Source organism: Pseudanabaena minima str. Chao 2107 (genome assembly GCF_051131155.1).
Taxonomy (GTDB): Bacteria; Cyanobacteriota; Cyanobacteriia; order Pseudanabaenales; family Pseudanabaenaceae; genus Pseudanabaena; species Pseudanabaena minima.
This window is the reverse complement of record NZ_CP159508.1, coordinates 1,270,747-1,294,562: the sequence shown is the minus strand read 5'-3', so window position 1 is coordinate 1,294,562 and position 23,816 is coordinate 1,270,747. Positions and strand designations below refer to the sequence as shown.

The window sequence follows — 23,816 nt, the reverse complement described above, 5'->3', positions numbered from 1 at the left end:
GGGCAACCACGGGGGGATTGCCCCTACCTGAATAATTCCTGTTCCGTAGGGGCTGCGCCCCCGTGCCAGCCCCAAACCTCTGCTATCGCAGGAATTCTATCTGCGAAAGGTGAGTTACATCACACTACATTTGCTGCAAATATTTTTCACTTCCTAGTTCATCTAGCTTATCTTGCTTCTCCATCACCATATCTTTTAGCAATTGACGATAAGCAATTACTTTTTCGAGAAGGTTAGAATCATGACTGGCGAGAATCTGAACTGCTAAAAGTCCTGCATTATCAGCATTGCCGATCGCCACAGTTGCTACTGGAATTCCCTTGGGCATTTGCACAATAGAATAGAGAGAATCAACACCGCTAAGCTGTCTAGTAGAGATTGGCACACCAATTACAGGCAAAGGTGAAAGAGCCGCCACCATTCCTGGTAAGTGAGCAGCCCCGCCCGCCCCTGCAATAATTACTTTAATTCCTCGCATATGGGCATTCTTCGCAAATTCCACCATTCTCTCAGGAGTGCGATGAGCTGAAATAATCGCGACTTCGTGAGGAATATTGAACTGCTGACAAATAGCGATCGCGCCTTGCATGGTTGGTAGATCGGAATCACTACCCATAATGATGCTGACTTGTGGTTGATTTTGCATATTCTCTGCTTTTATATAAATGGAATATAGTAGGGACTTGTCATTTGCGCCACAATTTTAAAACTCATCCCAGAAATATCGATCCGCAAATGCTAAACGCTCTGTACTTTTACAGACAATCTATCCCTGCGTTGCGAGGTTTTGGGCAGAGCATTCCCAAAGGAAGGTTATCTAAAAATTTATAGATTGTGACGGGAATGCTTTGCCCCTACAGTTCTATTCTATATAGTTATAGCGTTTATCAGTCTAGTGACGTACGGGTTTGTTTCCCCGCCAAAGGCGGGGAAACAAACCTATGTACCTCGCTTGCTTGAAAAGCGCTATATACGCGGATTACTGTCTTTGCGTTTCACTGATTTGCCATTGTTTAGCAGACTCATTCCAAACTAGAGACATACGAAGAGTCTCAGGAAAAATAGCTTTGTCTTTGCGGTAGGTGAGATCAATATCGATGATCGCTGACTTCTCATTAATTTCAACAAGACGCGATCCATTAACTGAGACTTGATCAACAGTTCGCCACCAGTCAGTAAAAGTGTTAAAGCCACCAGCCCGATCGCGTTGAAACTTAGGTGTGAGACTTTGCCATGCACTTTGAAATTGGCGATCATTAATTAGACTGTAATAGTCTCTGATTGCTTGTTCTGGGGAGGGTCTAGTTGGTGTAGGAGTTGCTGTTGGCGTTTTTGATGGAGTTGCCGTTGGCGTAGGTGTAGGCGAAGCAGTAGGTTGCGGTAAATCGCTTTTAGAAATTCTCTGGACAGGATCTGTGGCGTTAGGGCTAGCAAAAGCACAATAGGCATCATCTACAAATTTGAGGTGTTCATTAAGTTTGGTCTTGCAGCTTTCAAGATCTTGAAAACGTCCTGTATAGACTTGCTGAAATTTATTGCTTCCTAAATTAGGATAGTCAGGTATCCAGAACAAGCCTGCACCTGTATATCCTAAAGACTTTAATTTTTCCACTCTGAGATTAGCTTTTTCTTTATCCTCAAAAGCAGAATCGGCAAGAAAGTAAAATGGTGTTTTGGTAACAGACTGATTAGCAGGAAAGATTTTATTCCATAATGCAACTATGCCGCCATTTTGGGAAACAACTACACCTAAAGCGATCGCTGCTCCAACTGTGCCACCAACGATCATAGTTACTAATAACTGACCGAAGATCTTTTTCTTGGGATTTTGTTGTGGTTGATAAACGTAAACAGATTGATCAGGAACTGTAGGTGGTGTATACCCTCTAGGCGTTACCGCTACTGTCTGCATATTTGATAGGGCTGGAGGTTTGGGAACTTGCTTAGGAGGAGATTGATTGATTATTTGGGTTGGGCGCAATGCTTCTAGCATCTCTCTTGCCGAGCTATAGCGATCGCGTGGATCAAACTGCAACACCTTCGCAAATATGGCTCTTAAATCTGGACTGATTCCCTGTAAATGCGTCTGCCAGATAACTTCTCCTGTTTGTGGATCAGTGCCGAGTTCCTGTGGATATTTCCCCGTTAGTGCAAAAATTGCTGTCATAGCAAGGCTATAAAGATCACTAGCAAAAAAGGGTCTACCTGCTGCTTGTTCTGAAGCCATAAATCCTGGTGTCCCGATCACAATTGAATGCACCTGTTGGGCGGAACTGCGGATCGTGCTGACGTTGAGAGTTTCCTTAACTGCGCCGAAGTCAATTAGCACAGGCTCTCCAGAACGCAAAATAATATTATCGGGCTTGATATCTCGATGAATAATGCCGCGATCATGGACATAGATTAGAGTTTGCAGAATACTAACCAGTAATTTCCTAACTGCTTCCTCATTCCATTTACCATTGCGTTCAATGGTTGCCGTCAGAGTCAGTCCATCAATCCATTCTTGGACTAAATAGAATAACCCGTTTTCTGTAAAGTTTGCATAGAGTTTGGGAATATAGCGACTTTCTTCTCCCAACGTTTCGAGGACGGCTGCCTCACGATGAAACCTTTGTTGCAGTAATTCATACATTTGGGGATTATCAGCAACGGGTTTAAGCTGCTTAATTACGCATCGACGGTTGGAGGGTACTTTGGTGTCTTCAGCCAAATAGGTTTCCCCAAAGCCGCCACTGCCTAGGACACTAGTGACGCGATAGCGGTTATCTAAAAGGTTTGACATCATGAGGTTATATTCATCGCTACTAGCGATCGTACAGCATACAGCGCTTTGCGCTGTAGTAAAACACAATATATTTTTTGAAAGCGTTGTCAAGCAACGCTTTCAAAAAATGTAAATGCAGGTGGCGCGAAGCGCCACCTGCATTTACTACACTAACTCTGGTGTTTGACTGCCAATTAATTCAAGATGTTGCTTAATTTCTTGTTTTAACTTCTGAAAGTCTGACTTTTGGAAAGTTAAGACATCATCAATCGAATACACCTCGACGATCGCCTCTTTCCCTTTTGCTTTAAAATCCCCTAGTCTTACAGGTCGCCAGCGATCGCTTAGTCCCTCACGTACAGATGCCGAAAATACCAAAAATCGATTTAACTGTCTGGTCAGCGCTTCAATCCTTGAGGCAACATTAACCGCATCACCAATAACTGTATATTCTTTTTTAGTTTGAGAACCAATATTTCCTTCTAATACGGTTCCTTTCGATAATCCAATGCCAATATAGAGAACTCGTAATGGACTATGAGCAGATGCCTGACTGCGTAATATTTCTAGTTCGGCTAGTACCTCTAAACTCGCTTGGATCGCTTCATCGGCACGATCGCCATCAAAATACGCCATTACACAATCACCAATAAATTTCGTGACTTCGCCACCTCTAGCTGCGATCGCTTTAGTACAAATGGTAAAAAATTGATTGAGTAAATCCACAACTTCAGTTACTTCTAGTTTTTCAGTAATGCTGGTAAAGCTAATGATATCGGCAAAAAAAATGATTTTTTCGGCGTAACGGGGTGTAAGTGTGAGTGGATTAATTCCTTTCTCTATTGCTTCCAAAACTCCTGATTGCGTATAACTCGCTAAAATTGTTTGTGATTCGCCCAAGGTTTGCAGCAAAATCTTGATGGGCTGTAGCAAAATATCGTTGTTTTCATCTAAAGCAATTACTTCCATCGACCAATCTGGAAAGCGTCGTTGCGAAACATTTTGCTCTGATTTGAGACAAAGAATCTGATTATGACGATCATCTTCTAAGATTCTTGTGTAAAGGCTATCAATTCTATCTTCTTCACCTTCTAAGATTTGAAAAAATATGCCACTGCAAGATAGCAAGACTCCCGTAATACCATCCCTAGAGTTATTTGTTTGGGAAACACTGCCAATACTTTCAATTTCTTTGGTAGTTAGCGATCGCGCGAACTTACTGATATAGGTTAGCCTTTTCATAAAATTGCGATATTTTAAATAACAAAAGAATTCAATCTCTATGAAATTAGATAAAAAGTTAATCTTTAAGCCCGCCCACTTTACTTGTAACTTAAATAATGACAGCAGTGTAATCAGCCATACAGCGTAACTGTTTTTGGATCAGCATGTCATACAAATGTATCATACAGTACATTTTGTTTAAGCGGATTCTCAGTTGCTGCTCACAGGTTGCGATAGGATTAAAATTACTACTTTTAAGTTTATAAATAAGTATTTCCCATGAGTATTTCTGCTGAAGATATTAAAAAGTTAAAACAAGAAGTTGGCATTGCGGCGGCGCAGCGCGTCAAGTCGGGTATGGTAGTTGGCTTAGGGACTGGGTCTACGACTGCTTTTGCGATCGAGGAGTTAGGGCGACGCATTTCTACAGGCGAGCTAACCGATATTGTTGGTATCCCCACTTCTTTCCAAGCTTCAGTCTTGGGCAAAAAATATGGTATTCCCATCCGTAGTCTTGATGATGTTGATCGCGTGGATGTAGCGATCGATGGTGCGGATGAAGTTGACCCAAATAAAACCTTGATTAAAGGCGGTGGTGCTGCTCACACCCGTGAGAAAGTTGTCGATTCCCTTGCAGCATTATTTATCGTCGTAGTCGATGAATCGAAACTTGTAGATAAGCTTGGCTCGACTTTTGCAGTACCTATCGAAGTTTTGCCGATGGCAGTTGCCCCAGTAACTAGAGCAGTCGAGAAATTGGGTGGTAAGCCTGATCTGCGGATGGGTGTTAAAAAAGATGGCCCTGTGATTACCGATCAAGGCAATATGGTTTTAGATGTCACCTTTGATGCGATCGCAGATGCCGCTGAACTTGAGAAAACCTTGAATAATATTCCTGGTGTGGTCGAGAATGGTCTATTTGTCGGCGTTACCGATCTGATATTAGTTGGTGAGTTTAAGGACGGAAAACCTCAAATTCGCGAAATCTCTTAACCCCTCCCTCACCCTCCCCTTGCAAAGGGGAGGGCACGAAATTTCTAGTTTTCCTCCTTTGCAAGTTGGAATTAAAGGGGGTTACAGTTTTTCCCCACTAATGATAAACATGGGGCTAACGGCGGCGAAGACTTGACGGTTGCCGCGAGTTTCTAAGCGGTTTACTGAAGATTGCACTACTTCCACATTTCTCGCTTGGAGTTTGGCGAAACTTTCGGAAATTGCATATAAACCCTCAAGACTATTTGTAGTAGCGATCGCCCTACCATCAATCTGCAAACGATCCCAACAATATTCCAGAATTTCCGCCACCGATCGCCCACCTTCGATGCAAATGCGATCAGGGTTTGTCGTCAAACTAGTCAAGCATTCTGGCGCACTACCAATTTTAATTTCGACATTATTCACCGCAAATTTCTGGCAATTCTTAGCAATCAATCCCGCCACATCTTCATCACGCTCGATCGCCACAATTTTCCCATTAGGACATAGCAAACCTGTCTCAATGGGGATTGTCCCAGTGCCTGCGCCAATATCCCATAGTACCGAGTCAGCCTTGAGCCGCAATTGTCCAACAATTAACAGTCTCGTTTCACATTTGCTCATTGGTATTCCTGGTAAGCGATCGAATAATTCGTCAGGAATGCCAGGGGTGACATAGGACCAGATAGGTTCAGACATGAGCTTCGCGCACGGGATGATTAAACATGATAAATATAGCGTTTTTCTACCCTAAAAATGAAGGATGAGTTTAACTGTGTAATTATGCTTTCTGGATAATTTTGTATTAACAGGCAGGTTAAATTTTTTGATTATGGCGATCGCTGTTATCGTCAATAGCAATGTCAAAATGCAGTACATCTTCACGCACACCAAGCTTTGTGTAGAGTTCGATCGCAGGATCATCGCCGATGTCTGCCTGTACGAAAATAACGTAGGCTCCTCTTGCTACAGCAATCTTCTTTAATTCCTGAATTAATGCAGTAGCTATTCCTTCCCGTCGATGCGCTGCTGCAACAGCCAGATCGTAAATATAAATTTCACTGCGCTCTTGTTCAAACTTCTGGAGTTCGTAAGCGGTAAGACCTCCAACTACGGTTCCATCTTTTAACGCGGCGATCGCGATGAAGTAATCGCTATTTAGTAAGCGCTTGAGATAGGTATCGCTTGGACGAGATGAACTATAGGTATCAACTTCATCAAAAGCTTCACCAAAGACAGCTAATAATTCTTCCATAAGTGCTATGTCTTCGACGGAAAGCTGGCAAATATTAAATGATTCAGAAGGTGTCATTTTTTACTCCATGTTATGTGTCACTTTGATGTTTTAGGAAAGGAATTAAATGCATCATAAAATCACGCTTACCTATCGGTACTCCTTCCATACGCAGGATGTCATACGCAGTCGTCATATGGAAGTAAAAGTTTGGCATCAGAAAATCATCCACGTATGAGAGTCCTGATAGTTCGAGGTATAGACCTTGCCCAAGTTCAATTCGCTTGATCTCTGAAAGTGTAGCATCAGGGACATTGATACTGGCTAACAGATCCTTAGTGGATGAAATATGACCACGAGCTTGATTTAACGATGTTACGTCAGGAGGCAAATTGTTCGCCGACTGTCCTAGGCAACACAATGCGAAGTTGCGCGGCTGATTGCAGGCAAATACGATTTGTGTACCAAAGGGAAACATATCGGGAGCTATACGACACTGCAATATAGACTCTACATCATCTCCAAAATGAGTCTCAGCTAACGTTAAGAGATGGCTCAATGTGTCGAGCCTAGAACTGAAGATATTTTGTAATGCTTTGATCTTCTGACTTTCCATACATATTCGAGTCGGATGACTTAGGGTTGTAATACAATTGCGTCTTAGTTGATTTGATGTGGATAAGTTACCGCAGATTCTGTGGTAAGTCAAAAGCGATCGCATTAACAGTCTATCTTCTAAAGGCGATCGCTATTACCGTGAGGCTAAATTCTAGGCGATCGCATTAACAATCTATCTTCTAAACATGAAGCTTAATTCAAAATCCTTGGTTTAGATTCAAATCAGTGCTGTCTTGATTTTCTTCGCACGCCCCGCAACTGATTTTCTGGGATCGTGAGCTAATCTTTCCAAAAGATTCACTTGATCATATCTGGGTTCTCTTTAAAAAACTAAGGTTGATTTTTTCTAAATATTGTAGGCTATCCATTAGAGATCTCTATAGCTGTAAGTAGCTAGGCATAAGTAAACTAAAAACCAAAAAGGTTGTTCCGCCCGCGTAGCGGGTGGAACAACCTCTGGTTTTAGATTTTAATTAAGCCCAGCTACTTATTAATTTTTCTATATTCATGGGCTATGGCTTTAGAAATCGCTTACTTCTTTTGTTGCTAAAAATGTCTCAAAAACACTCTTATTTAATTGAATAAAAAGATGAAACGCCGTCATTTTTTGAAACGAACACTACTAACAACTATTGCCATAATCATTACCAGCAAAATAAGTGGATGCAATCTAGCCGCGAAATCATTAAAAGGAACGTCAAAAAACTCTGGTTCTTTTACTTTTGGGGTAGAGCCTATTGTGTCTGGCAAAGGAGAAGGAACGGCTGAATTGAGAGAAAAGATTGTAGCTTTGTGGCAGGATTATCTGCGAATGGATACACCAAGTTTTCTAAGTCATTGGAAATCTGAGGCAATTCGTGTTAGCAGTCGTAGTGGAGTGCGTCAAGTCGGTGTCGCCGCTATTGAGTCAGGAATGGCTGCGGAGTGGTCTGCTTTTGAGCGACCCAATAATCTGATTGCCGAAAAGATGATCGTTAAACGGGCTGAGTTTGATATTGGCGAAGACTATGCGATCGCTACATATTGGCTTGATATACAAGGAGGAGTACGTTGGAATTATAGCGATCAAGGTTTAGTATTTCAGGGATTTATTAAAGAAAAAGCAGAATGGAAGCTGATCTATCAAACTGATGCTTGGTCACTGGATTATGACGTAAAATCTCAACAGCCTGGTACAAAAGGAACCCTTGACTTTGATTTTGCTTACCCAGTCAATGATTTAGATAGGGCGGTCAAGTTTTACACACCTTTATTGGGCGAACCAGAATCTGTAACTTCAACAAGAGCATCTTTTAATATCAAGGGAGGACGCTTTATTCTTGATGTCAATCGTTATGATGGTGTAGCCCAAGTAAAGCCCAATTTACCCAATGGTTACGCGCTTTTTTTAGTTGAAGATGTACAAGCACAATACAAAAGACTAGAGCAAGCTGATGTCGAACTATTAGGTCAGCCACAATCAATCAAGGGTGATACCTACTGTCTCGGTTTGGATCAAGATGAGAATGTCTTTATGCTATGGGGGAAAAATTTTTACAACTCCACTGATTTTGTCCCGACGGTGAGTGGTTTTCCGCATGAAACTGATTTAGCCAAACAAGCGGAAAAAGTAATGACGGCTTGGCTTTCGATGGATACCTCAACTCTTAACTCCTGTTTGGCTCCTCAGTCCACTTGGTTTGATGATACCCGCCTTAAAAATCGTGGTCAAGAGCGAGATTCTAATATCACCAAGTCTCTATCTTCTGAGTATTGGTCTGTTTATGATCAAGGAAAAGAAGGCATCACCGCCAATCTCAAAGTGGAGCGATTCCAGTCTTTGACTTTGGGTTCATATCAGATCGTTAGCTACGATTTACATTTGAAAGGACAAGGATTACATCCGTTTCAGGATTTAGCTTGGGTTACACAGGTATTTAGCAGCGATCTTAAATTGATACATACTTTAATTGTTGAGAACAACCACTCAAATACTCCCGTTTTGGAATTGGATTACACTGGCTATCCTGTACAAGATGCTGACCAGTCCCGTCGCTTTTATGACAAACAATTAGGGCTTGGTGAGGGCTATCCCGATGAACAATATTATGGTTTTTGGAGTAATCACGCTGTATTTGGCTTATACGAGGCGAAATCTGATGCTAGTGCCCTAATACAACCGCGTAAAACTAATGGCTATATGAGTTTTTGGGTACGCTCAGTTGAAAAAATTTATAGTTATCTTCAGGAAAAGGGAACTAGTTTCCCTGTGATTTCAGCGATTAACAATTATCGTGGCATTGATAAACAAGCGGGTTACGCTCAACTAGTTGCTACCGATAGTGAAGGAAACGTCATTATCTTCACTGAATATAGTGGAAGACCACGCTAATCCCAAAAAGTAAGTAGCTGGGCGTATTAAAAACTTGTATGGCTGTAGCTAGTAATTTTATGACATGTACTCTGCAAACAATGCTTCGGCGATCGCTATTACTGTGAGTCGTGATTCCTAGGCGATCGTCTCAATTATCTATCTACTAAAGGTTTGCTGATGGCGATCTCTTCATAGAATTTCTCAAACATACACATCGGAGCGGATACAAAATTTATTAGTATTTAAAAATAATTATGCGACACTTAACATTAACTAAACGTTTGCTTACAACTTTCAAGGAATTATAGAAAATAGCAGGAGCTAACTATATATGGGACATACTAATGACAGATCCACAAAAGCTTCATCCTTAGTAAATCCTACATCTCTAAATTTACAACCTAGACTATTTGCTCCATTGAAGTCTGACGAGAAAGAAGAGTCAGTTGCACGCAAGTCAGGATATTCTGAAAATTTCCTTGAAAAAATAATTAATACGCCAAGTTTAGAATCAGCAACACCAGTGCAACGAAAATCTGGAAATCGTCTGAAGGCGATCGCTGCTGAGAGAGCGAATGCAGCCTTACAAAATCAATCAATTCAAAGACAAGAAGCTGTAGAAGAAGAGAAAAGTGAAGGCGAACAGGAAGATACAAAAGAGTTCACAATGAATCCTGAGCCTCCACCAGTACAGCGAAAGTTTGAGAATCGATTGAGGGCAAAGAATGCTCAGAGAATGGAGATCCAAGCAAAACTTGCGATCGGTGAGCCAAATGACAAGTATGAACAGGAAGCGGATGCTACTGCGGCTAGGGTAGTTCAACAAATTAATTCGCCAATGACTTCGCAAGATCAGCCAGTTCAGCGAAAGTTTGAGAATCAATTGAGGGCAAAGAATGCACAAAAGATGGCGATTCAAGCAAAACTTGCGATCGGTGAACCAAATGACAAGTATGAACAGGAAGCGGATGCTAATGCGGCTAGGGTAGTTCAACAAATTAATTCATCAACTAGTGCATCAACTACTTCACAAAGTCAGCCAGTGCAACGTCAAGGGACGGAAGAAGATGAAGAAGTGCAAATGAAGCCTATAGTCCAAAGGCGTGAAAATATTGGCGGTGGTGAAGCCTCAACGGATTTAGAATCGGCAATTCAAAGTGCACGGGGTAGTGGGCAATCGCTAGATGCAAATCTGCAACGGTCGATGGGACAAGCGATGGGGGCAGATTTTAGTGGCGTAAAAGTACATACAGATTCACAGTCTGATCAATTAAATAAATCGATTCAAGCAAAAGCTTTTACCACCGGGCAAGATGTGTTCTTTCGGCAGGGAGCCTATGAGCCGGGAAGTCGAGGGGGACAGGAGTTGATTGCCCATGAGTTGACTCATGTGGTGCAACAGAATGGTGGCAAGACAGCTGGGACAGCTCAACTGACTCTCCAACGGAAACCACTAGATGCAGACACTATTCTAAAAGGCGTTCCAGCAATCATCTCTGGTAATTCACTTCTACCCGATAACGGTGAATTGAAGCTAGATACGGTATTGTTTAGTGATAAAACATTGAAGGGACGAATTGAGGATATTATTAGTACTTATGAAGCCCAGTTCCAGAAAGATGAAAGTAAAATGGCTGTAAGCCACAATGCCCAAAAAGTTCTAGCTGCCTTCCAAACGATTGGAATGGTGATCGCCAGAAAGCTCCATATGGGGCAAGAAGGACATAAAATTGCTAAAGCTCTATTGGCTAGTCAGAAGGATAGATTGATCTCCGAATTGAAAACTAACACTTCAGAGTCTAAAGAATCTAATGCACTTTCTCAGCAAGATGCGGAAGATGCATTGAAAATGGCTGAAGTCTTGGCTGGTGATGATCCAGTTGGTATGTATGCTCAAGATAAAACCTCTCTTAAAAAAGCTGATGCTAGTATCAGATTAATGGCTTCTGGGCTAAAGAAAACTCCATCTGAGGTATTTGAACTGTTGCGCCATCAATTTGAGAGTAAAATAGGTTCCCTCAGTCTTAAAGATGTAAAAGCTGGAGAAATGAAAGCCCCTGAAGGCTATACTTTTCCACTCAAAGATCTTTATGGAGAAGTTTCGGAAAACTTTTTTAAAAATCTACTGGACTTGGATGAAGGCGGAAAAGTAAAGTGGAAAGATACGGGACTAAAAGCGAATACAGCCCCAGGAACTTGGAAAGATCAAGCTCGCTCTTTTAAAACAAATGACATTAATAGTTTACGTGATTCTGTAAGCAAAGCGATTGATCCCAAAGATGCTTTTAGCATTACAAAAGAAGAGCAAGGGAAAAAAGGATGGGAGCGCCTCAATAACTCTCAGATGGAATATCTGAGTGATGTGGAAGAAAAGGAAGGAGGGGAAGAAGCAGGAGCCAAGCAAAGAATAATTTCCTATTTTACGGAAACAAAAAAACTGAGTAAAGAAGAAGCAATAAAAACAATGAACAAAGGCTTATCTAACTTAAATGATTGGCCAATCACTTTGACTACTAAGTCTCAAGATATGCTCAAAAGTAGTGGTGAGGTAGTTGATTCTTACAAACCATTTTTCTCAGTTTTTGAACAAGAGAAACGTGTTAAAAATTATTTGCCTAATCTTGAGACTGATTCCACAGTCAAAATTGTGGAGGATGTATTGGGTCGTGGCTTAGATTATGGTCAAGAGCGGAAAGAAAAAGATGAGCAACAAGTTGGATTTGATTCGCCTCTTAGCCTTACAGATTTGCCAGCCATGTCTTGCATAAATCATGCTTATCAGCTTAATAAAGGTCCTAATTATTATGGGGATACCCACTTTGTATTAAATCCTACTGTGCGAAATCGCTCAGTATTTGCTTATGGTACTGCTTGCCCAGAACGGAGAAGCTTTATTCTCGTTTTGGATGATATATTGTCCAAGGAACCTAAGTCGGTTGAATTAATTTGCGAGGGAAATTATAAGGCTCAAGACATTGAAGTCCATGTTTATGGAAACATTGAGCTTAAAAAAGATATTACAGAGTTCCATTTGGGTAATCCCAATGTCTTAGAGGATGCAGATACTAGGAGCGCAAAACAAGGACTTGGCTCTAAGATACTTCCTGGTAATTCACCAACCGAGAAGTTAGTTGCAATTAAATCCCTCTTTCCAAAAGAATTTGAAGCTTTGAAAAAGATCTGGATCAACAAACAAAAGGGGCATGAAAAACTCAAAGAATTAGTACGCAGTTTGGATCCATCGCTAGTTGATTCCAATATTGATGATAAAGATGCAGTTACCCAGACGATTGATGAAGAAACTCTAAAGAAAGATGTTGTCCCAACGTCAAAAGAAGAGGTTGGCAAGAATAAAGGAACAACCACTAAAAAGAAGATAGGTTGTTACATAACAACAGCTTGCATCAATGCCCGTGGTCTATCAGATGACTGTGAGGAACTCCAAACATTGCGGCAGTTCCGTGATCAATATATGTTGAACTTACCCTCTGGTCAAGATTTAGTAGAATTTTATTACGAGCAGTCGCCCAGAATTGTAAATGCTATCGATAAAAGTGAGCGATCTGAAGCAATCTACGAAGACTTGTATCAAGTGATTCGAGGATGTGTTGATGTTATTCACCAAGCAAACTATCACAAAGCTTTAACCACCTATATTGCAATGGTGCTCCAGTTAAGAGACGAATTTACTCCTGAACTTGCAGTGCCTCATTCATTGCTAGATGCCACGCGCTCTGAATCAGAGAATAATGAGATTTCCAGCCCCTAGAGTGCCATGATCTTCGATTTCATAGGTTGGGAAGAAGAATCAAACCCAACACCAACGCTACTTGTGTGCAATACCAAAGCAGACGATTGGACTTGTTTAGGTTAAAATGATCACTGAATAGTCAGTCTTATTACTAACAATTCTCGTTGAATTACCCATGTTAGAGCGTGTTTGAGAAGTTAAGCGAGGCGTTTAAGGAGGATATGAATCATGCCGACATAGAAAAAAGCCTCAGAAGTTTCAGGTAAAAGTTCGTATTCTCTGTTCAAGCGTCGAAACCGAGAAAACCAAGCAAAAGTACGCTCAACCACCCAACGCTTCTGTTGGACGACAAACCCCTTTTGCCCAACAGCAGGAACAACCACTTGTAAACACCAGTAAAAAGTATGCAGAATAGCCATAATGAAAGCTTGCCCCCTATAGCCACGATCCACCCAAATCGTTGACAGACGGGGAAAATGGTCACGATGGTTGATTTTTTCTAAAAGCATAACTGCCCCCTTGCGATCATCGAGATTCGCCGCACTAACTACCACCATCAATAGCAAACCCAATGTGTCCACCAAAATATGTCGTTTTCTCCCATTGACCAGCTTGTTACCATCAATACCAACTGCTTCAGGTGATGCTAATCGACTAGCGATTTTGGTTGATTGGCTGTCAATACAACCCGCACTGGGCGTTGCTTCTCTTCCTTCACTGACTCGATACCATTGTTGCAATTTAGCATTTATCTCTTGCCATGTGTTGGTAATTCGCCAATGTCGAAAGTAATGATAGACAGTTTGCCATACGGGAAAGTCATGGGGCAGCATTCGCCATGCACAGCCTGCGGCGTTAATGTAGAAAATACCATTGAGTACTGCTCTAATATCTACGGTTCTCTTTCTGCCTCCTGTTCCTGCGGCGGGTATCAAGTCTTTTACCACTTCCCACTGACTATCAGTTAAGTCTGTGGGGTATGATTTCTTTGTTGCTTCCATAGGTCTGTCTTTGTTTTTCTATATTGACAGGCTATACCTTTGGGAGCTTTTTTATACCTTTTTTACCCCCGAAAACTTCTCAAACACGCTCTTATTGATCAACGCCGAGTCAATCTCAGGGACTTGCAGTTCAGTGAGAACAATGCTAGTCAGATCCGCGATCGCGTAAAATTAAAAGCTAAAACCCACGCACATCTTGCGGTAAAAACGCGCGATCGCTTGGCAACATAGCCACAGGTTCTGTCAGCGTAAATTCTCCTTTTACAATCCAATCCTTCAGAGATTTAGCAGCTTCTTCCGATAAATGAAGACTTGCTAGAGGTGCTGTACGCACTGTTGAACCAGCGATCGTGATTTTGCCAGACTTGAGTTGAGCATAGGAAACAGAACCAAAAATCGGACGTACTCGGCGCGGGATTGAGAAGTCTATCACAGGTGCAACTAGTTCTTCATCCAGTACAGCAGCTCTTGCGACAACTTCCTCGTTAATCGCAGGAAGTGGAACTGCAACTCCCATCATCAAAGATGCACCATAATTGCGGAAATAGCAGCCACGAACCCATTCAGAAGTCATTTGCTTCGCATCACCAATTAGAGCAAGCGTTGCCGCAGGTCCAATCGGTGTGCGATTTTCCAACCGCTTTTGCAACGGAAAGTGCTGTGTTCCTTCCCAAGCCACATAGCCAATCCCTCCACCCATAAAAATGCGCGTACCAATACCAATTAACTGCAAATCAGGATCATTCCATAATGGTGAAATTGCCCCAGGATTGGAGTAAACAGCATTACCTAAACGGGGTTGCAATGGACCTAAATAAGTATAGAGAGTTTCTTCACCACCATTCACACCGACAATAAAATTTTGATATAAATTGCGTGGGTTAAATAGATAGAACTGATTAATAGATTCTTTCGTAATCGTTGTTTCAAAGTTGGCGCGAGGATAGCAATCATTAGGATGCCCGATCGCTTTAAAGTTCACCGTCTTCCCTGCGATCAAATCTGCAATTACATGCCCACCCCCACGATATTGCGGTGCTTCATCCGTAGGATCAGCCTCTTGGGTCGCACCTAAATAAATATCAACAGCCCCAAATCCTGCATAGGCTGGCACACCATCAATCCAACAAGTCCGAATTTTAATTGGTGGATCGGTATGTCCTAAGTTTAGAATTGCTCCCGATGATTCCATCGGCTCAAATGTGCCTGTAACGATCACATCAACTTGTTTAGCAGCTTGGGTGACACCGACATCAGCGACAAGGGCTTTCAGTTCGGTAGCCGTGAGGACTTTAGCCTTACCAGCTTTGATTTTGGCATTAATATCGGCGATCGTTTGAGGCATAGGACTTTGCTAAATGGCAGTTACCTAGAATATAGCGCTTTGCGCTCTCATAAAAAACAAAGGGGACGCTAAACGTCCCCTTTGTTTTTTATTTTGTTTTTTTATAATGACCAGCCATTATTGGATAACGTACCAGCATGAATGCGATCTAACGCACGTTTACCACCCCAGCGATCGACAATTTTATCGTCGTATTCGTCAGCGATTTCCATTACAGCTTTAACTGAGGCTTCTAGCTCTTTCATATCGCAGGTAGAGCCGACTATCGAATGCTCAAAGAGAATTTCACTATCTGGCGATATCCCAAAGGCTCCAAAAATCATCTTGGCATTTTCTTCAAGTAAGTATCGCATTAAGTCTGGCTTTAACTCTGCTCCAACTACTACATAAGAGCGAGTATTAATCACCGCATCATCTTCGTCCCAAGGAAAGACTAGCACCTCCACTAGCGCCGATCCCATAAATATGCCTAATCCTGGGATATCTTGGCGAGCACAGGGACATTTGCCAAATATCTCTTGCATCCATGTTACTACTTTTTCATAACAGGCTTCTTGAGCAGTAGTTTGAAATTTCAAGTTATTAGCCTCCATGGTTTGAGAACACTTTATGATTGTGACAATCAATAAGTAGTAATTAGATTAATCAGACTATACCTATACACAGCTACATTGTCATAGGATTTTTGAAATAATTTTGAAATAATTTGCGGTCACTTGGCGGCAATTAAACCAGCCAAAACAAATAACGCCCAAATAACGCCTTGTACTATGATGGATAAATCTTAAGAGATACAAAAAATTTGCCTTATTACTTCTTGCGTTTAGGAGGAAACATAGTTGGCTAGTCGCTTCTTATTTACATCTGAATCAGTTACGGAAGGTCACCCTGATAAAATTTGTGATCAAATTTCCGATACGATTCTCGATACCTTATTGGCTCAAGATCCGCGATCGCGTGTCGCTGCCGAGGTTGTAGTTAACACGGGTCTAGTCTTGATCACAGGGGAAATCACAACTAAAGCGCATGTCAACTACGTCGATATTGCTCGGAAAAAAATTGCGGAAATTGGTTATATAGATGCTGATAATGGCTTTTCTGCAAATAGCTGTGCGGTAATGGTCGCGCTTGACGAACAGTCTCCCGACATTGCTCAAGGGGTGAATGTAGCGCTTGAAGCCCGCACTGGTGAAGAAGAAGATGCTGCCCTCGAAGCAGTTGGCGCTGGTGACCAAGGAATTATGTTTGGTTTTGCTTGCGACGAAACGCCTGAGTTTATGCCCATGCCGATCGCGATCGCCCACCGCTTAGCCCGTCAGTTATCAGTGGTTCGCAAAAATGGCACTTTGGCTTATTTGCGCCCCGATGGTAAAACTCAAGTCACCGTGGTTTATGAAGGTGATAAGCCTGTGGAGATCGATACGATCCTGATCTCGACTCAGCATGATGCGGCGATCGATGGCATTAGCGAAGAAGCCAAAGTACAAGAACGGATTAAAGCCGATCTCTGGACACATGTAGTTTTGCCTAGTTTTGCTGATACATCGATCAAGCCCAATGACCAAACTCGCTACCTAGTTAACCCTACTGGTAAGTTTGTAATTGGTGGACCACAAGGCGATTCTGGGCTAACAGGACGCAAAATTATCGTTGATACCTACGGCGGCTATGCACGTCATGGTGGCGGTGCTTTCTCAGGCAAAGATCCTACAAAAGTTGATCGCAGTGCCGCCTATGCAGCCCGTCATGCTGCTAAAAATATTGTGGCGGCAGGGCTTGCAAGTAAGTGCGAGTTACAAATCAGCTATGCGATCGGTGTGGCGCGTCCTACCAGTATGCACATTGATACCTTCGGCACTGGCAAAGTTGACGAGGAAACTTTACTCCGCTTAGTTAAGGATCATTTTGATCTGCGCCCTGCGGCGATTATTAAGAATTTTGATTTGCAAAATTTACCAAGCGATCGCAAGGGACGTTTTTATCAAGATGTAGCAGCCTATGGTCACATGGGACGCAATGATCTAGACCTACCTTGGGAACGTCTAGATAAAGTAGAAATCCTGAAAAAGAACGCTTAATTTAATCAATAAGAAAGGCTCGCTAAGCGAGCCTTTCTTATTAATGCGATGTTATTGTTATGTTTGCGGTATATGTGCATTAAACATGGAATATAAGAGACTAGGTACAAGTGAACTCTTGGTGTCCGAAATTTGCCTAGGAACAATGACCTATGGGCAACAAAACACGATCGCTGAAGCCCATGAGCAACTAGACTATGCGATCGCACAGGGGATCAATTTTATTGATACTGCTGAGATGTATCCAGTACCGCCAAATGCAGCAACACAGGGTAGAACTGAGCAATATATTGGAGAATGGTTGGCAAAACCACAGGTTAAGCAAAAACGCGATCAACTAATTATTGCTACTAAAATTATTGGTACAGGGCGTAACTACAGTTGGCTACGGGATGACTCGATCGCAGCTCTCAGTCGCAAAAATATTTTGCAAGCCGTTGATGATAGCCTCAAACGCTTACAAACTGACTATATCGATCTCTATCAAATTCACTGGCCTGATCGCAATGTACCGATGTTTGGGCAAGTGAGTTTTGAGCCTATGCAAGAGCGAGAAATGGTTAGTATTGCTGAACAACTACAAACCTTTGCCGAATTAATTCAATCTGGGAAGATTCGCCATTTGGGAGTTAGCAATGAGACTGCATGGGGTATCTGTGAATTTAGTCACATTGCAAAGCAGCTAAGTTTACCCAAGATTGTCTCAGTCCAAAATGCCTATAATTTGCTAAACCGTACCTTTGATAGTCACCTTGCTGAAGCTTGCTACCGTGAACAGGTAAGTTTGCTTGCCTATAGTCCACTTGCTTTTGGGCATTTATCTGGAAAGTATGTCCAAGAGGCAACATCTAATACTCGTATCACGCTATTCCCAAACTTTGGGCAACGATATAGCAAAGTTAATGTCAAGGCAGCAACCGCAGAATATGTGGCGATCGCTCAGAAATATGATTTATCACCAACCCATTTAGCGCTAGCATTTGTACGAAGTCGTTGGTTTGTGGCAAGCACGATCATTGGCGCAACCACAATGGAACAACTCAAGGAAAATATCGACAGTGCTAAGATTCAGTTAAGTGCGGAGATTTTGACTGAAATTGACCAAATTCATGCTCGCTATTTCAATCCTGCGCCTTAAGCACATCATGAAAATGACATATCATAAAACGCTAATTCCCTTTCTTGCTGTTGTTAGCTGCCAAATCCTGATAGCTGATAGCGCACCTTCGGCAACCATCCCCGATAGTGGAAATGTAATTCAATTAAATGGGCAGCCTTGGTCAGGACGTTGGATCAGAAGGGTGGAACAAGGGCAACAAAGCTTATACGTGCAGGAAGATTGGCTAACGGGTGGTTTAGGTGTGCAGATGCTGGATTCGGAAAAAGCCGATCGCCAAAGATTGCGATGGTTTTCGAGCCCTACATTTTCGCGAGTTGCCTTTGATAATACAGGTCGATTTCGCTATCTTGATCTTGCGCCTTTCGCTGAACAATGGCGGACAGAAATAGCAGGAAATGCCCTGAATATTTACACCCCCGATGCGACCATGCAAGCTGTGCGTCGCAGCAAACAACCTTGGGGAGATCGCCTTGTGATCGATCTGAATCGCCGTACTCCTTGGCGAGTTAGTCAGCAGGGCAATGTGATTACCGTAGCTGTATCGGCTGAGGTGGCGGCTGACTTGCCTATTGGGACAAATACGATCGCAGGTAATTTCGTTAAGTCGGTTAATGTGCAGCCACAGGGTAAATTAACCCAAATTCAAATTCAAACGAATGAATCGATTAATCCTGTGATCGAGATGCTGAGTAGTCCGACACCTAAGATTGTGATCGATTTACGGCGTGATTATGTACCACCAAGTTTAACTGTGCAATGGGCGGATGGATTGCGAAGAATTGAACGGGTAGTGGAAATTCCCAACAAACCGAAGACGGATAAAGAACCAAAAACAATTAAGTTTGCAGTAACGGCTCTAGAAGTTGATTTGAAATCTCCACAATTAAAATTACGTGCTATCTGGAGTAATCCCGATAGTTCTCCTAACGGAATCTTAGGCTTAATGCCTCTGCCGCAAATGGTGCAACAGGCGCAAGCGGTAGGGGCGATTAATGGCGGATTTTTTAATCGGATTAGGAAGTTACCTGTTGGGGCGATTCGTGAAGGCAATCGTTGGTTAGCAGGAACGGCGCTAGTAAGAGGAGCGATCGCTTGGAATGAGAAGGGGGAAACACTGATTGATCGCCTAAATTTCAAAGAAGAAATCAGTACTGCAAATCAAATTACGATTGCGCTGACTAATCTCAATAGTGGCTATGTCCAGAGAGGCATAGCTCGTTATACGCCTAATTGGGGCAGTGTATATTCACCACTTACCGAAAATGAACTGTTAATTGTAGTTCGTGGCGATCGCGTCGTGGCTCAATATCAAGGCGGTGCAGTGGGTGTGGGGCAAATCACTATTCCTAATGACGGCTATGTTTTAGTCGCAAGACAAACTCCTGAAGCGGCTAAACAATTACCTATTGGCATGACTGTCCGTGGTCGTCAGGCTTTTATTCCTGACAAGTTTGCAAATTTCCCTAACTTAATTGGTGCGGGTCCCTTACTACTGAAAAATGGAAGTCTGTCCTTAGATGGTAAAGTAGAACAATTTCAAGCAGGATTTGATACTCAAGCAGCTAATCGCAGTGCGATCGCTACTACGAAAGAGAAAGGTAAACTAATCCTTGCTACTGTTCAAGCTGCACCTGAAGGCGTTGCTCCTAATCTCTTGCAAACTGCGGAGGTTCTCAAAAAAATGGGAGCGGTTGATGCGCTTAATCTTGATGGTGGTAGTTCTTCGAGCTTGTTTTTAGGTGGTGAAATTCTCAATCGTCCTATAACAGAAATTGCTCCTGTACATAATGCGATCGCCATTTTCATCACCCCACCACCCGCTAAACCACAGTTCTAAGAGAAGAGGCACCCTTTGGGTGCTTCTTCTTTTATGGTTTGGCTTTTGCCTCGATCGCTTCCAAACGACTCTTGAGATCTTGATTGTCCTTACGCAGTTGATCCAGTTCTTCTCGCAATTGCTTTAGTCCTGCATCCTTACCGATCGCCTTTTGAACCCGTTGAATTGCTTCGTCGGCAACACGACGTACCCTTCCATCGGGGGTAGAATCAGACAGCGATCGCAATACGCCAATAGCTGCGGCACTATCGACTTGCCCAAGAGCGCCCACAACAGCCATCTGTGTTAAGAAGAAAGTTTCTTGAGCAATTACTTTTAAACGATTGAGAATCTGCTCAGTCTTTGGCTTCGATTGCGATTTACCCATTGCACCTAAAGCTCGGATTGAGGCTAAACGCAATGGTTGTGGAACATCAGGTTCCGTGTATTTGAGAACCGTTTCCAGCGCCTCATCGGAATCTTTGAGTTTAGCTAAACCTGCGATCGCACCCGATCTCACCACTTCATTCCATCCAGCCCTCTCTTTGAGAACTGTTTGTAAGAGCTTCACTACCTTAGAAGGTTCTCGCTCTGAACTTAAAGCTGCTGCCAAGTCACCCGTTAGCCTTGCGGCGGTTGCTTCTACGTTGTAGCTAGGATCGCCTTTTTTGATGAAGGGCTTGATCAGATCTAAACTCTTCTGCACCTTGTTTTGGGCTAAACCATTAATTACCGCCATTCTCACCTTGGCATCTGGATCTTCCAATCCCTTAGCCAAAGCCTCAAAAGCTTGATCGAGTTTGATCGCCGCAAGATTTTCGGCAATCTCCACCCGCACACCCCAGAATTTCTCATCGATAAGGGCTTGTCCGAGCGCTTTTACCGCTTCCAAGCCACCTTTTTTTGCCAAGGCTTCGGCACATTGAATTCTGGCGATCGGATCGGGATCGAACTGCAAGCCAGCTTTTAGTTCCGCAATCCCATATTCAAGGCTAACTTGCTTGAGATAGTTATTACCACGATCAAAACTGATGTATTTGGGCTTCTGTTTTAAAGGGAAGTAAAAAGCTTGATCCTTCTCAAATAGACGCACTGTGAAAGCTTGATTCTCGGATACTTCTTCAAAGCCAAAGCCAATGGGAATCTTCAAATCAAACAATTCATCTTGAGTTTGGGTAACTGTGACCTTCGCCAAGTTATTATCCCCATCCCAACTGTAGCCAATCTTATATTCTGGATGCCCACCACGAAATACATATTGATCGAAAAGGAACATACAGTTTTTGCCTGTCGCTTCTTCGATCGCTCTCAGCAAATCAATCGTCTCCACGGTTTTATGGGCATTAGTCCGCACAAAATGATGGATTGCTTTCCAGAACAAATCATCACCTAACTCGGTGCGAAGCATGTGGTAAACACAGCCACCCTTCTCGTAGATATGGCGATCATATAGTTCGATCGCTTCCCGATATACATGGGTTACCATCGGACGACGATAGCGCTCTTTATCTTCAGAAATATAGCGACGTGCTTCACCCAGCAAGTAATAAGCAGCTTCTTCGGCTCCATATTCATGATCTGTCCATAGTACTTCGGCGTAGGTTGCTGCGCCTTCCTTCACCCATGCATGAGACCAATGCTTAATCACTAATAGATCGCCAAACCATTGGTGGGCAAGCTCATGAGCTACTAAGCTTTCACTAGAGCGATTGTCGATCGCAGCCCTCTGATCCAAAACACAGCGATCGGTTAGTAAAGTTGTGGAAGTGTTTTCCATGCCACCGAAAATGAAGTCAGCAACACAGACCTGTGCATATTTAGGGAACGCATAGTCATAGCCATACTTCTCACTGAAGAACTCGATCATCTTTGGGGTTTTACCCATCGTCAGGATTGCTTCCTCAGCAGTGCGTGACTTATCGACATAGTAAGTGACGGGCTTCCCTTTCCATTCATCCTTTACTTCAATAAAATCACCGATCGCAAGAGTCATCAAATAGCTAGGATGAACTTCTTTTTGTGACCAATGATAAATCTTCTCTTTTTTGAGATCCTTAACTTCAATCAATTCTCCATTAGAAATCACCATCAAGTCCTTAGGGACCTTAATCCGAATCTCGGAAGTCGCTAGTTGTCCAGGGTAATCAAAGCAAGGGAACCAATAGCGCGAGTCTTCATCTTCGCCCTGTGTCCACACTTGCGTAGGTTTATTGGGTTGATGTTCTGTCGGTTGGACAAAGTAAATCCCGCGTTGAGGTTGCTCGGCAGCATAGGCGATCGCAATTTCAATTGGCACATTTGCCTTAGTTGGCTGATTTAGATAAATTTTTAGGAATTCACCATCATAGTCAAATTTGCATTTAGTCTTGTCTGGATCGGGCTTTGCTTCTATTTGATCGGTAATGGCGACATGATCAATCCGCAAGTTCACTGCATCCAAAGTCAAATCAGTAATCCCATCGCGTACAGGTCGCAGACGAATCTTGCAAGTACCCGCGATCGCTTGTTGTGGAATATCAAGCACCAAATCTAGGGCAATATGCTCCACCTGTCCTGGGCGATCGGGGTTGTAATGTGGCTTTGCTCCTGGTAGATGAAAAGACTTATGTTTTTTCGATTTGTCACTATCGCCATCCCAAAATCCTAATTCTGAGGCTAATTCTAAATAGCTATCCCAAGATTTGCGGGTCATAAAACTCGATCTCTAATACTTGCCTTGATTTCACCATAGTATAGCAATCTCAAAAAAGTTGGGAGAGATAGACTTGAAAGCAACTAAAAATTCAGTAGTATAAATACTTAACTGTGTGTAAACTATAAAATACGAATAATTAGTTGGGGAAGAATGCGCCTAATATCAAACTTCACTAAAAACAAAGAAATTCATTTTTATAAACGATATTAGTAAATGCCTTTTTATGAAGAATAATTATATTTTAGTTGACTATGAAAACGTACAAAATATTGATTTGAATTCTATTAAAGGCAAGAACTTTTATATCAAAATATTTGTTGGTACAAACCAAACTAAAATACCTGTTGAATTAGTCCTAAAATCTCAAGAATTAGGAAGTCAAGTTGAATGGATTCAAATAAATGGTAGTGGCAAAAATGCTCTTGATTTTCATATCACATTTGTCTTGGGAAGACTAACTCAAAAAGATGCAGATGCTTTCTTTCATATTATTTCTAAAGATACGGGATTCGATCCACTAATTGCTTATCTCAAAAGCCAAAAAATACTTTGTAAGCGCAGTGAGGATATACCTTTGATTATGGAATCAAACTCCACGCCCCCCACAACTCAATCAAAAAATAGTATTTCAGAAGAACATTTAAAAATAGTATTTCAGAAGCTTACATCTATTGATAAAAAAAGTAGACCTAAATCTGAGGCTAAATTAAAAAATCATATTAAATCTATTCTGTGTTTGAAGGAATTAACACCCACGGTTGATGAGATTTACCAACAATTACTCAACAGCAAAAAAATTTATTTCAATCAAGCAAAACAAATTGAGTATGCATTTTAAT

17 protein-coding genes are annotated in these 23,816 nt (G+C 42.2%); 7 read left to right on the top strand and 10 right to left on the bottom strand.

Features of this window, described 5'->3' with window-relative positions; genetic code table 11:
• Positions 1–124 precede the first annotated feature (124 nt).
• From purE to ABM313_RS05565, 3 genes are all read right to left on the bottom strand, one after another.
• Complete coding sequence (gene purE, locus ABM313_RS05575; protein ID WP_434686698.1) at positions 125–646, bottom strand: 5-(carboxyamino)imidazole ribonucleotide mutase; 522 nt, start codon at positions 644–646, stop codon at positions 125–127.
• Between the two features lie 333 nt (positions 647–979).
• Positions 980–2,788, bottom strand: coding sequence for a serine/threonine protein kinase (locus tag ABM313_RS05570; protein ID WP_434686697.1), 1,809 nt, complete (start codon positions 2,786–2,788; stop codon positions 980–982).
• A gap of 144 nt (positions 2,789–2,932) precedes the next feature.
• Complete coding sequence (locus tag ABM313_RS05565; RefSeq protein WP_434686696.1) at positions 2,933–4,009, bottom strand: BLUF domain-containing protein; 1,077 nt, start codon at positions 4,007–4,009, stop codon at positions 2,933–2,935.
• A gap of 261 nt (positions 4,010–4,270) precedes the next feature.
• Here ABM313_RS05565 and rpiA point away from each other — a divergent pair, with 261 nt between their 5' ends.
• The gene (rpiA, locus tag ABM313_RS05560; protein ID WP_176453198.1) at positions 4,271–4,984 is read left to right on the top strand and encodes a ribose-5-phosphate isomerase RpiA; all 714 of its coding nucleotides are present in this window, start codon (positions 4,271–4,273) and stop codon (positions 4,982–4,984) included.
• A gap of 81 nt (positions 4,985–5,065) precedes the next feature.
• On the opposite strand, the gene cbiT is transcribed toward rpiA, so the two are convergent.
• The 3 genes from cbiT to ABM313_RS05545 all read right to left on the bottom strand — a co-directional run bounded on the left by cbiT (position 5,066) and on the right by ABM313_RS05545 (position 6,816).
• Complete coding sequence (gene cbiT, locus ABM313_RS05555; protein WP_434686695.1) at positions 5,066–5,665, bottom strand: precorrin-6Y C5,15-methyltransferase subunit CbiT; 600 nt, start codon at positions 5,663–5,665, stop codon at positions 5,066–5,068.
• 118 nt (positions 5,666–5,783) lie between these two features.
• Positions 5,784–6,278, bottom strand: coding sequence for an AAC(3)-I family aminoglycoside N-acetyltransferase (locus tag ABM313_RS05550; protein ID WP_434686694.1), 495 nt, complete (start codon positions 6,276–6,278; stop codon positions 5,784–5,786).
• Between the two features lie 13 nt (positions 6,279–6,291).
• Complete coding sequence (locus ABM313_RS05545; RefSeq protein WP_434686693.1) at positions 6,292–6,816, bottom strand: DUF1993 domain-containing protein; 525 nt, start codon at positions 6,814–6,816, stop codon at positions 6,292–6,294.
• Between the two features lie 741 nt (positions 6,817–7,557).
• On the opposite strand from ABM313_RS05545, the gene ABM313_RS05540 reads away from it, so the two are divergent.
• Both ABM313_RS05540 and ABM313_RS05535 read left to right on the top strand, forming a co-directional pair.
• Positions 7,558–9,189, top strand: a complete 1,632-nt coding sequence (locus ABM313_RS05540; protein ID WP_434686692.1) for a VOC family protein — start codon at positions 7,558–7,560, stop codon at positions 9,187–9,189.
• Between the two features lie 313 nt (positions 9,190–9,502).
• On the top strand, positions 9,503–12,940 hold the full coding sequence (locus tag ABM313_RS05535; RefSeq protein WP_434686691.1) for an eCIS core domain-containing protein: 3,438 nt from the start codon (positions 9,503–9,505) through the stop codon (positions 12,938–12,940).
• Positions 12,941–13,119: 179 nt separating this feature from the next.
• Here the strand turns inward: ABM313_RS05535 and ABM313_RS05530 are convergent, their stop codons facing one another.
• The 3 genes from ABM313_RS05530 to ABM313_RS05520 all read right to left on the bottom strand — a co-directional run bounded on the left by ABM313_RS05530 (position 13,120) and on the right by ABM313_RS05520 (position 15,846).
• Entirely contained in the window at positions 13,120–13,923 is an 804-nt protein-coding gene (locus ABM313_RS05530; protein ID WP_434686690.1) for an IS5 family transposase, read from the bottom strand.
• Between the two features lie 178 nt (positions 13,924–14,101).
• Entirely contained in the window at positions 14,102–15,268 is a 1,167-nt protein-coding gene (locus tag ABM313_RS05525) for a homocysteine biosynthesis protein (protein WP_434686689.1), read from the bottom strand.
• A gap of 101 nt (positions 15,269–15,369) precedes the next feature.
• Positions 15,370–15,846, bottom strand: a complete 477-nt coding sequence (locus ABM313_RS05520; protein ID WP_434686687.1) for a T3SS (YopN, CesT) and YbjN peptide-binding chaperone 1 — start codon at positions 15,844–15,846, stop codon at positions 15,370–15,372.
• 261 nt (positions 15,847–16,107) lie between these two features.
• Here ABM313_RS05520 and metK point away from each other — a divergent pair, with 261 nt between their 5' ends.
• The 3 genes from metK (at position 16,108) to ABM313_RS05505 (ending at position 20,303) form a co-directional block, all read left to right on the top strand.
• Positions 16,108–17,346, top strand: a complete 1,239-nt coding sequence (gene metK / locus ABM313_RS05515; RefSeq protein WP_434686685.1) for a methionine adenosyltransferase — start codon at positions 16,108–16,110, stop codon at positions 17,344–17,346.
• A gap of 85 nt (positions 17,347–17,431) precedes the next feature.
• Positions 17,432–18,484: an NADP(H)-dependent aldo-keto reductase gene (locus ABM313_RS05510; protein WP_434686683.1), complete on the top strand. Its 1,053-nt coding sequence runs from the start codon at positions 17,432–17,434 to the stop codon at positions 18,482–18,484.
• A gap of 7 nt (positions 18,485–18,491) precedes the next feature.
• A complete protein-coding gene (locus ABM313_RS05505; protein WP_434686682.1) occupies positions 18,492–20,303 on the top strand; it encodes a phosphodiester glycosidase family protein in 1,812 nt (603 codons plus the stop codon).
• A gap of 31 nt (positions 20,304–20,334) precedes the next feature.
• Here ABM313_RS05505 and ABM313_RS05500 read toward each other — a convergent pair whose 3' ends face one another.
• On the bottom strand, positions 20,335–22,974 hold the full coding sequence (locus ABM313_RS05500) for a M1 family aminopeptidase (RefSeq protein WP_434686681.1): 2,640 nt from the start codon (positions 22,972–22,974) through the stop codon (positions 20,335–20,337).
• A gap of 226 nt (positions 22,975–23,200) precedes the next feature.
• Here ABM313_RS05500 and ABM313_RS05495 point away from each other — a divergent pair, with 226 nt between their 5' ends.
• Complete coding sequence (locus ABM313_RS05495) at positions 23,201–23,815, top strand: PIN domain-containing protein (RefSeq protein WP_434686680.1); 615 nt, start codon at positions 23,201–23,203, stop codon at positions 23,813–23,815.
• Position 23,816: the final 1 nt, after the last annotated feature.

Excerpts from the sequence above, each read along its gene's own strand:
- purE (WP_434686698.1), bottom strand. The coding sequence starts at position 646 with ATGCAAAATCAACCACAAGTCAGCATCATTATGGGTAGTGATTCCGAT.
- ABM313_RS05570 (WP_434686697.1), bottom strand. The coding sequence starts at position 2,788 with ATGATGTCAAACCTTTTAGATAACCGCTATCGCGTCACTAGTGTCCTA.
- ABM313_RS05565 (WP_434686696.1), bottom strand. The coding sequence starts at position 4,009 with ATGAAAAGGCTAACCTATATCAGTAAGTTCGCGCGATCGCTAACTACC.
- rpiA (WP_176453198.1), top strand. The coding sequence starts at position 4,271 with ATGAGTATTTCTGCTGAAGATATTAAAAAGTTAAAACAAGAAGTTGGC.
- cbiT (WP_434686695.1), bottom strand. The coding sequence starts at position 5,665 with ATGTCTGAACCTATCTGGTCCTATGTCACCCCTGGCATTCCTGACGAA.
- ABM313_RS05550 (WP_434686694.1), bottom strand. The coding sequence starts at position 6,278 with ATGACACCTTCTGAATCATTTAATATTTGCCAGCTTTCCGTCGAAGAC.
- ABM313_RS05545 (WP_434686693.1), bottom strand. The coding sequence starts at position 6,816 with ATGGAAAGTCAGAAGATCAAAGCATTACAAAATATCTTCAGTTCTAGG.
- ABM313_RS05535 (WP_434686691.1), top strand. The coding sequence starts at position 9,503 with ATGGGACATACTAATGACAGATCCACAAAAGCTTCATCCTTAGTAAAT.
- ABM313_RS05530 (WP_434686690.1), bottom strand. The coding sequence starts at position 13,923 with ATGGAAGCAACAAAGAAATCATACCCCACAGACTTAACTGATAGTCAG.
- ABM313_RS05525 (WP_434686689.1), bottom strand. The coding sequence starts at position 15,268 with ATGCCTCAAACGATCGCCGATATTAATGCCAAAATCAAAGCTGGTAAG.
- ABM313_RS05510 (WP_434686683.1), top strand. The coding sequence starts at position 17,432 with ATGGAATATAAGAGACTAGGTACAAGTGAACTCTTGGTGTCCGAAATT.
- ABM313_RS05505 (WP_434686682.1), top strand. The coding sequence starts at position 18,492 with ATGAAAATGACATATCATAAAACGCTAATTCCCTTTCTTGCTGTTGTT.
- ABM313_RS05500 (WP_434686681.1), bottom strand. The coding sequence starts at position 22,974 with ATGACCCGCAAATCTTGGGATAGCTATTTAGAATTAGCCTCAGAATTA.
- ABM313_RS05495 (WP_434686680.1), top strand. The coding sequence starts at position 23,201 with ATGAAGAATAATTATATTTTAGTTGACTATGAAAACGTACAAAATATT.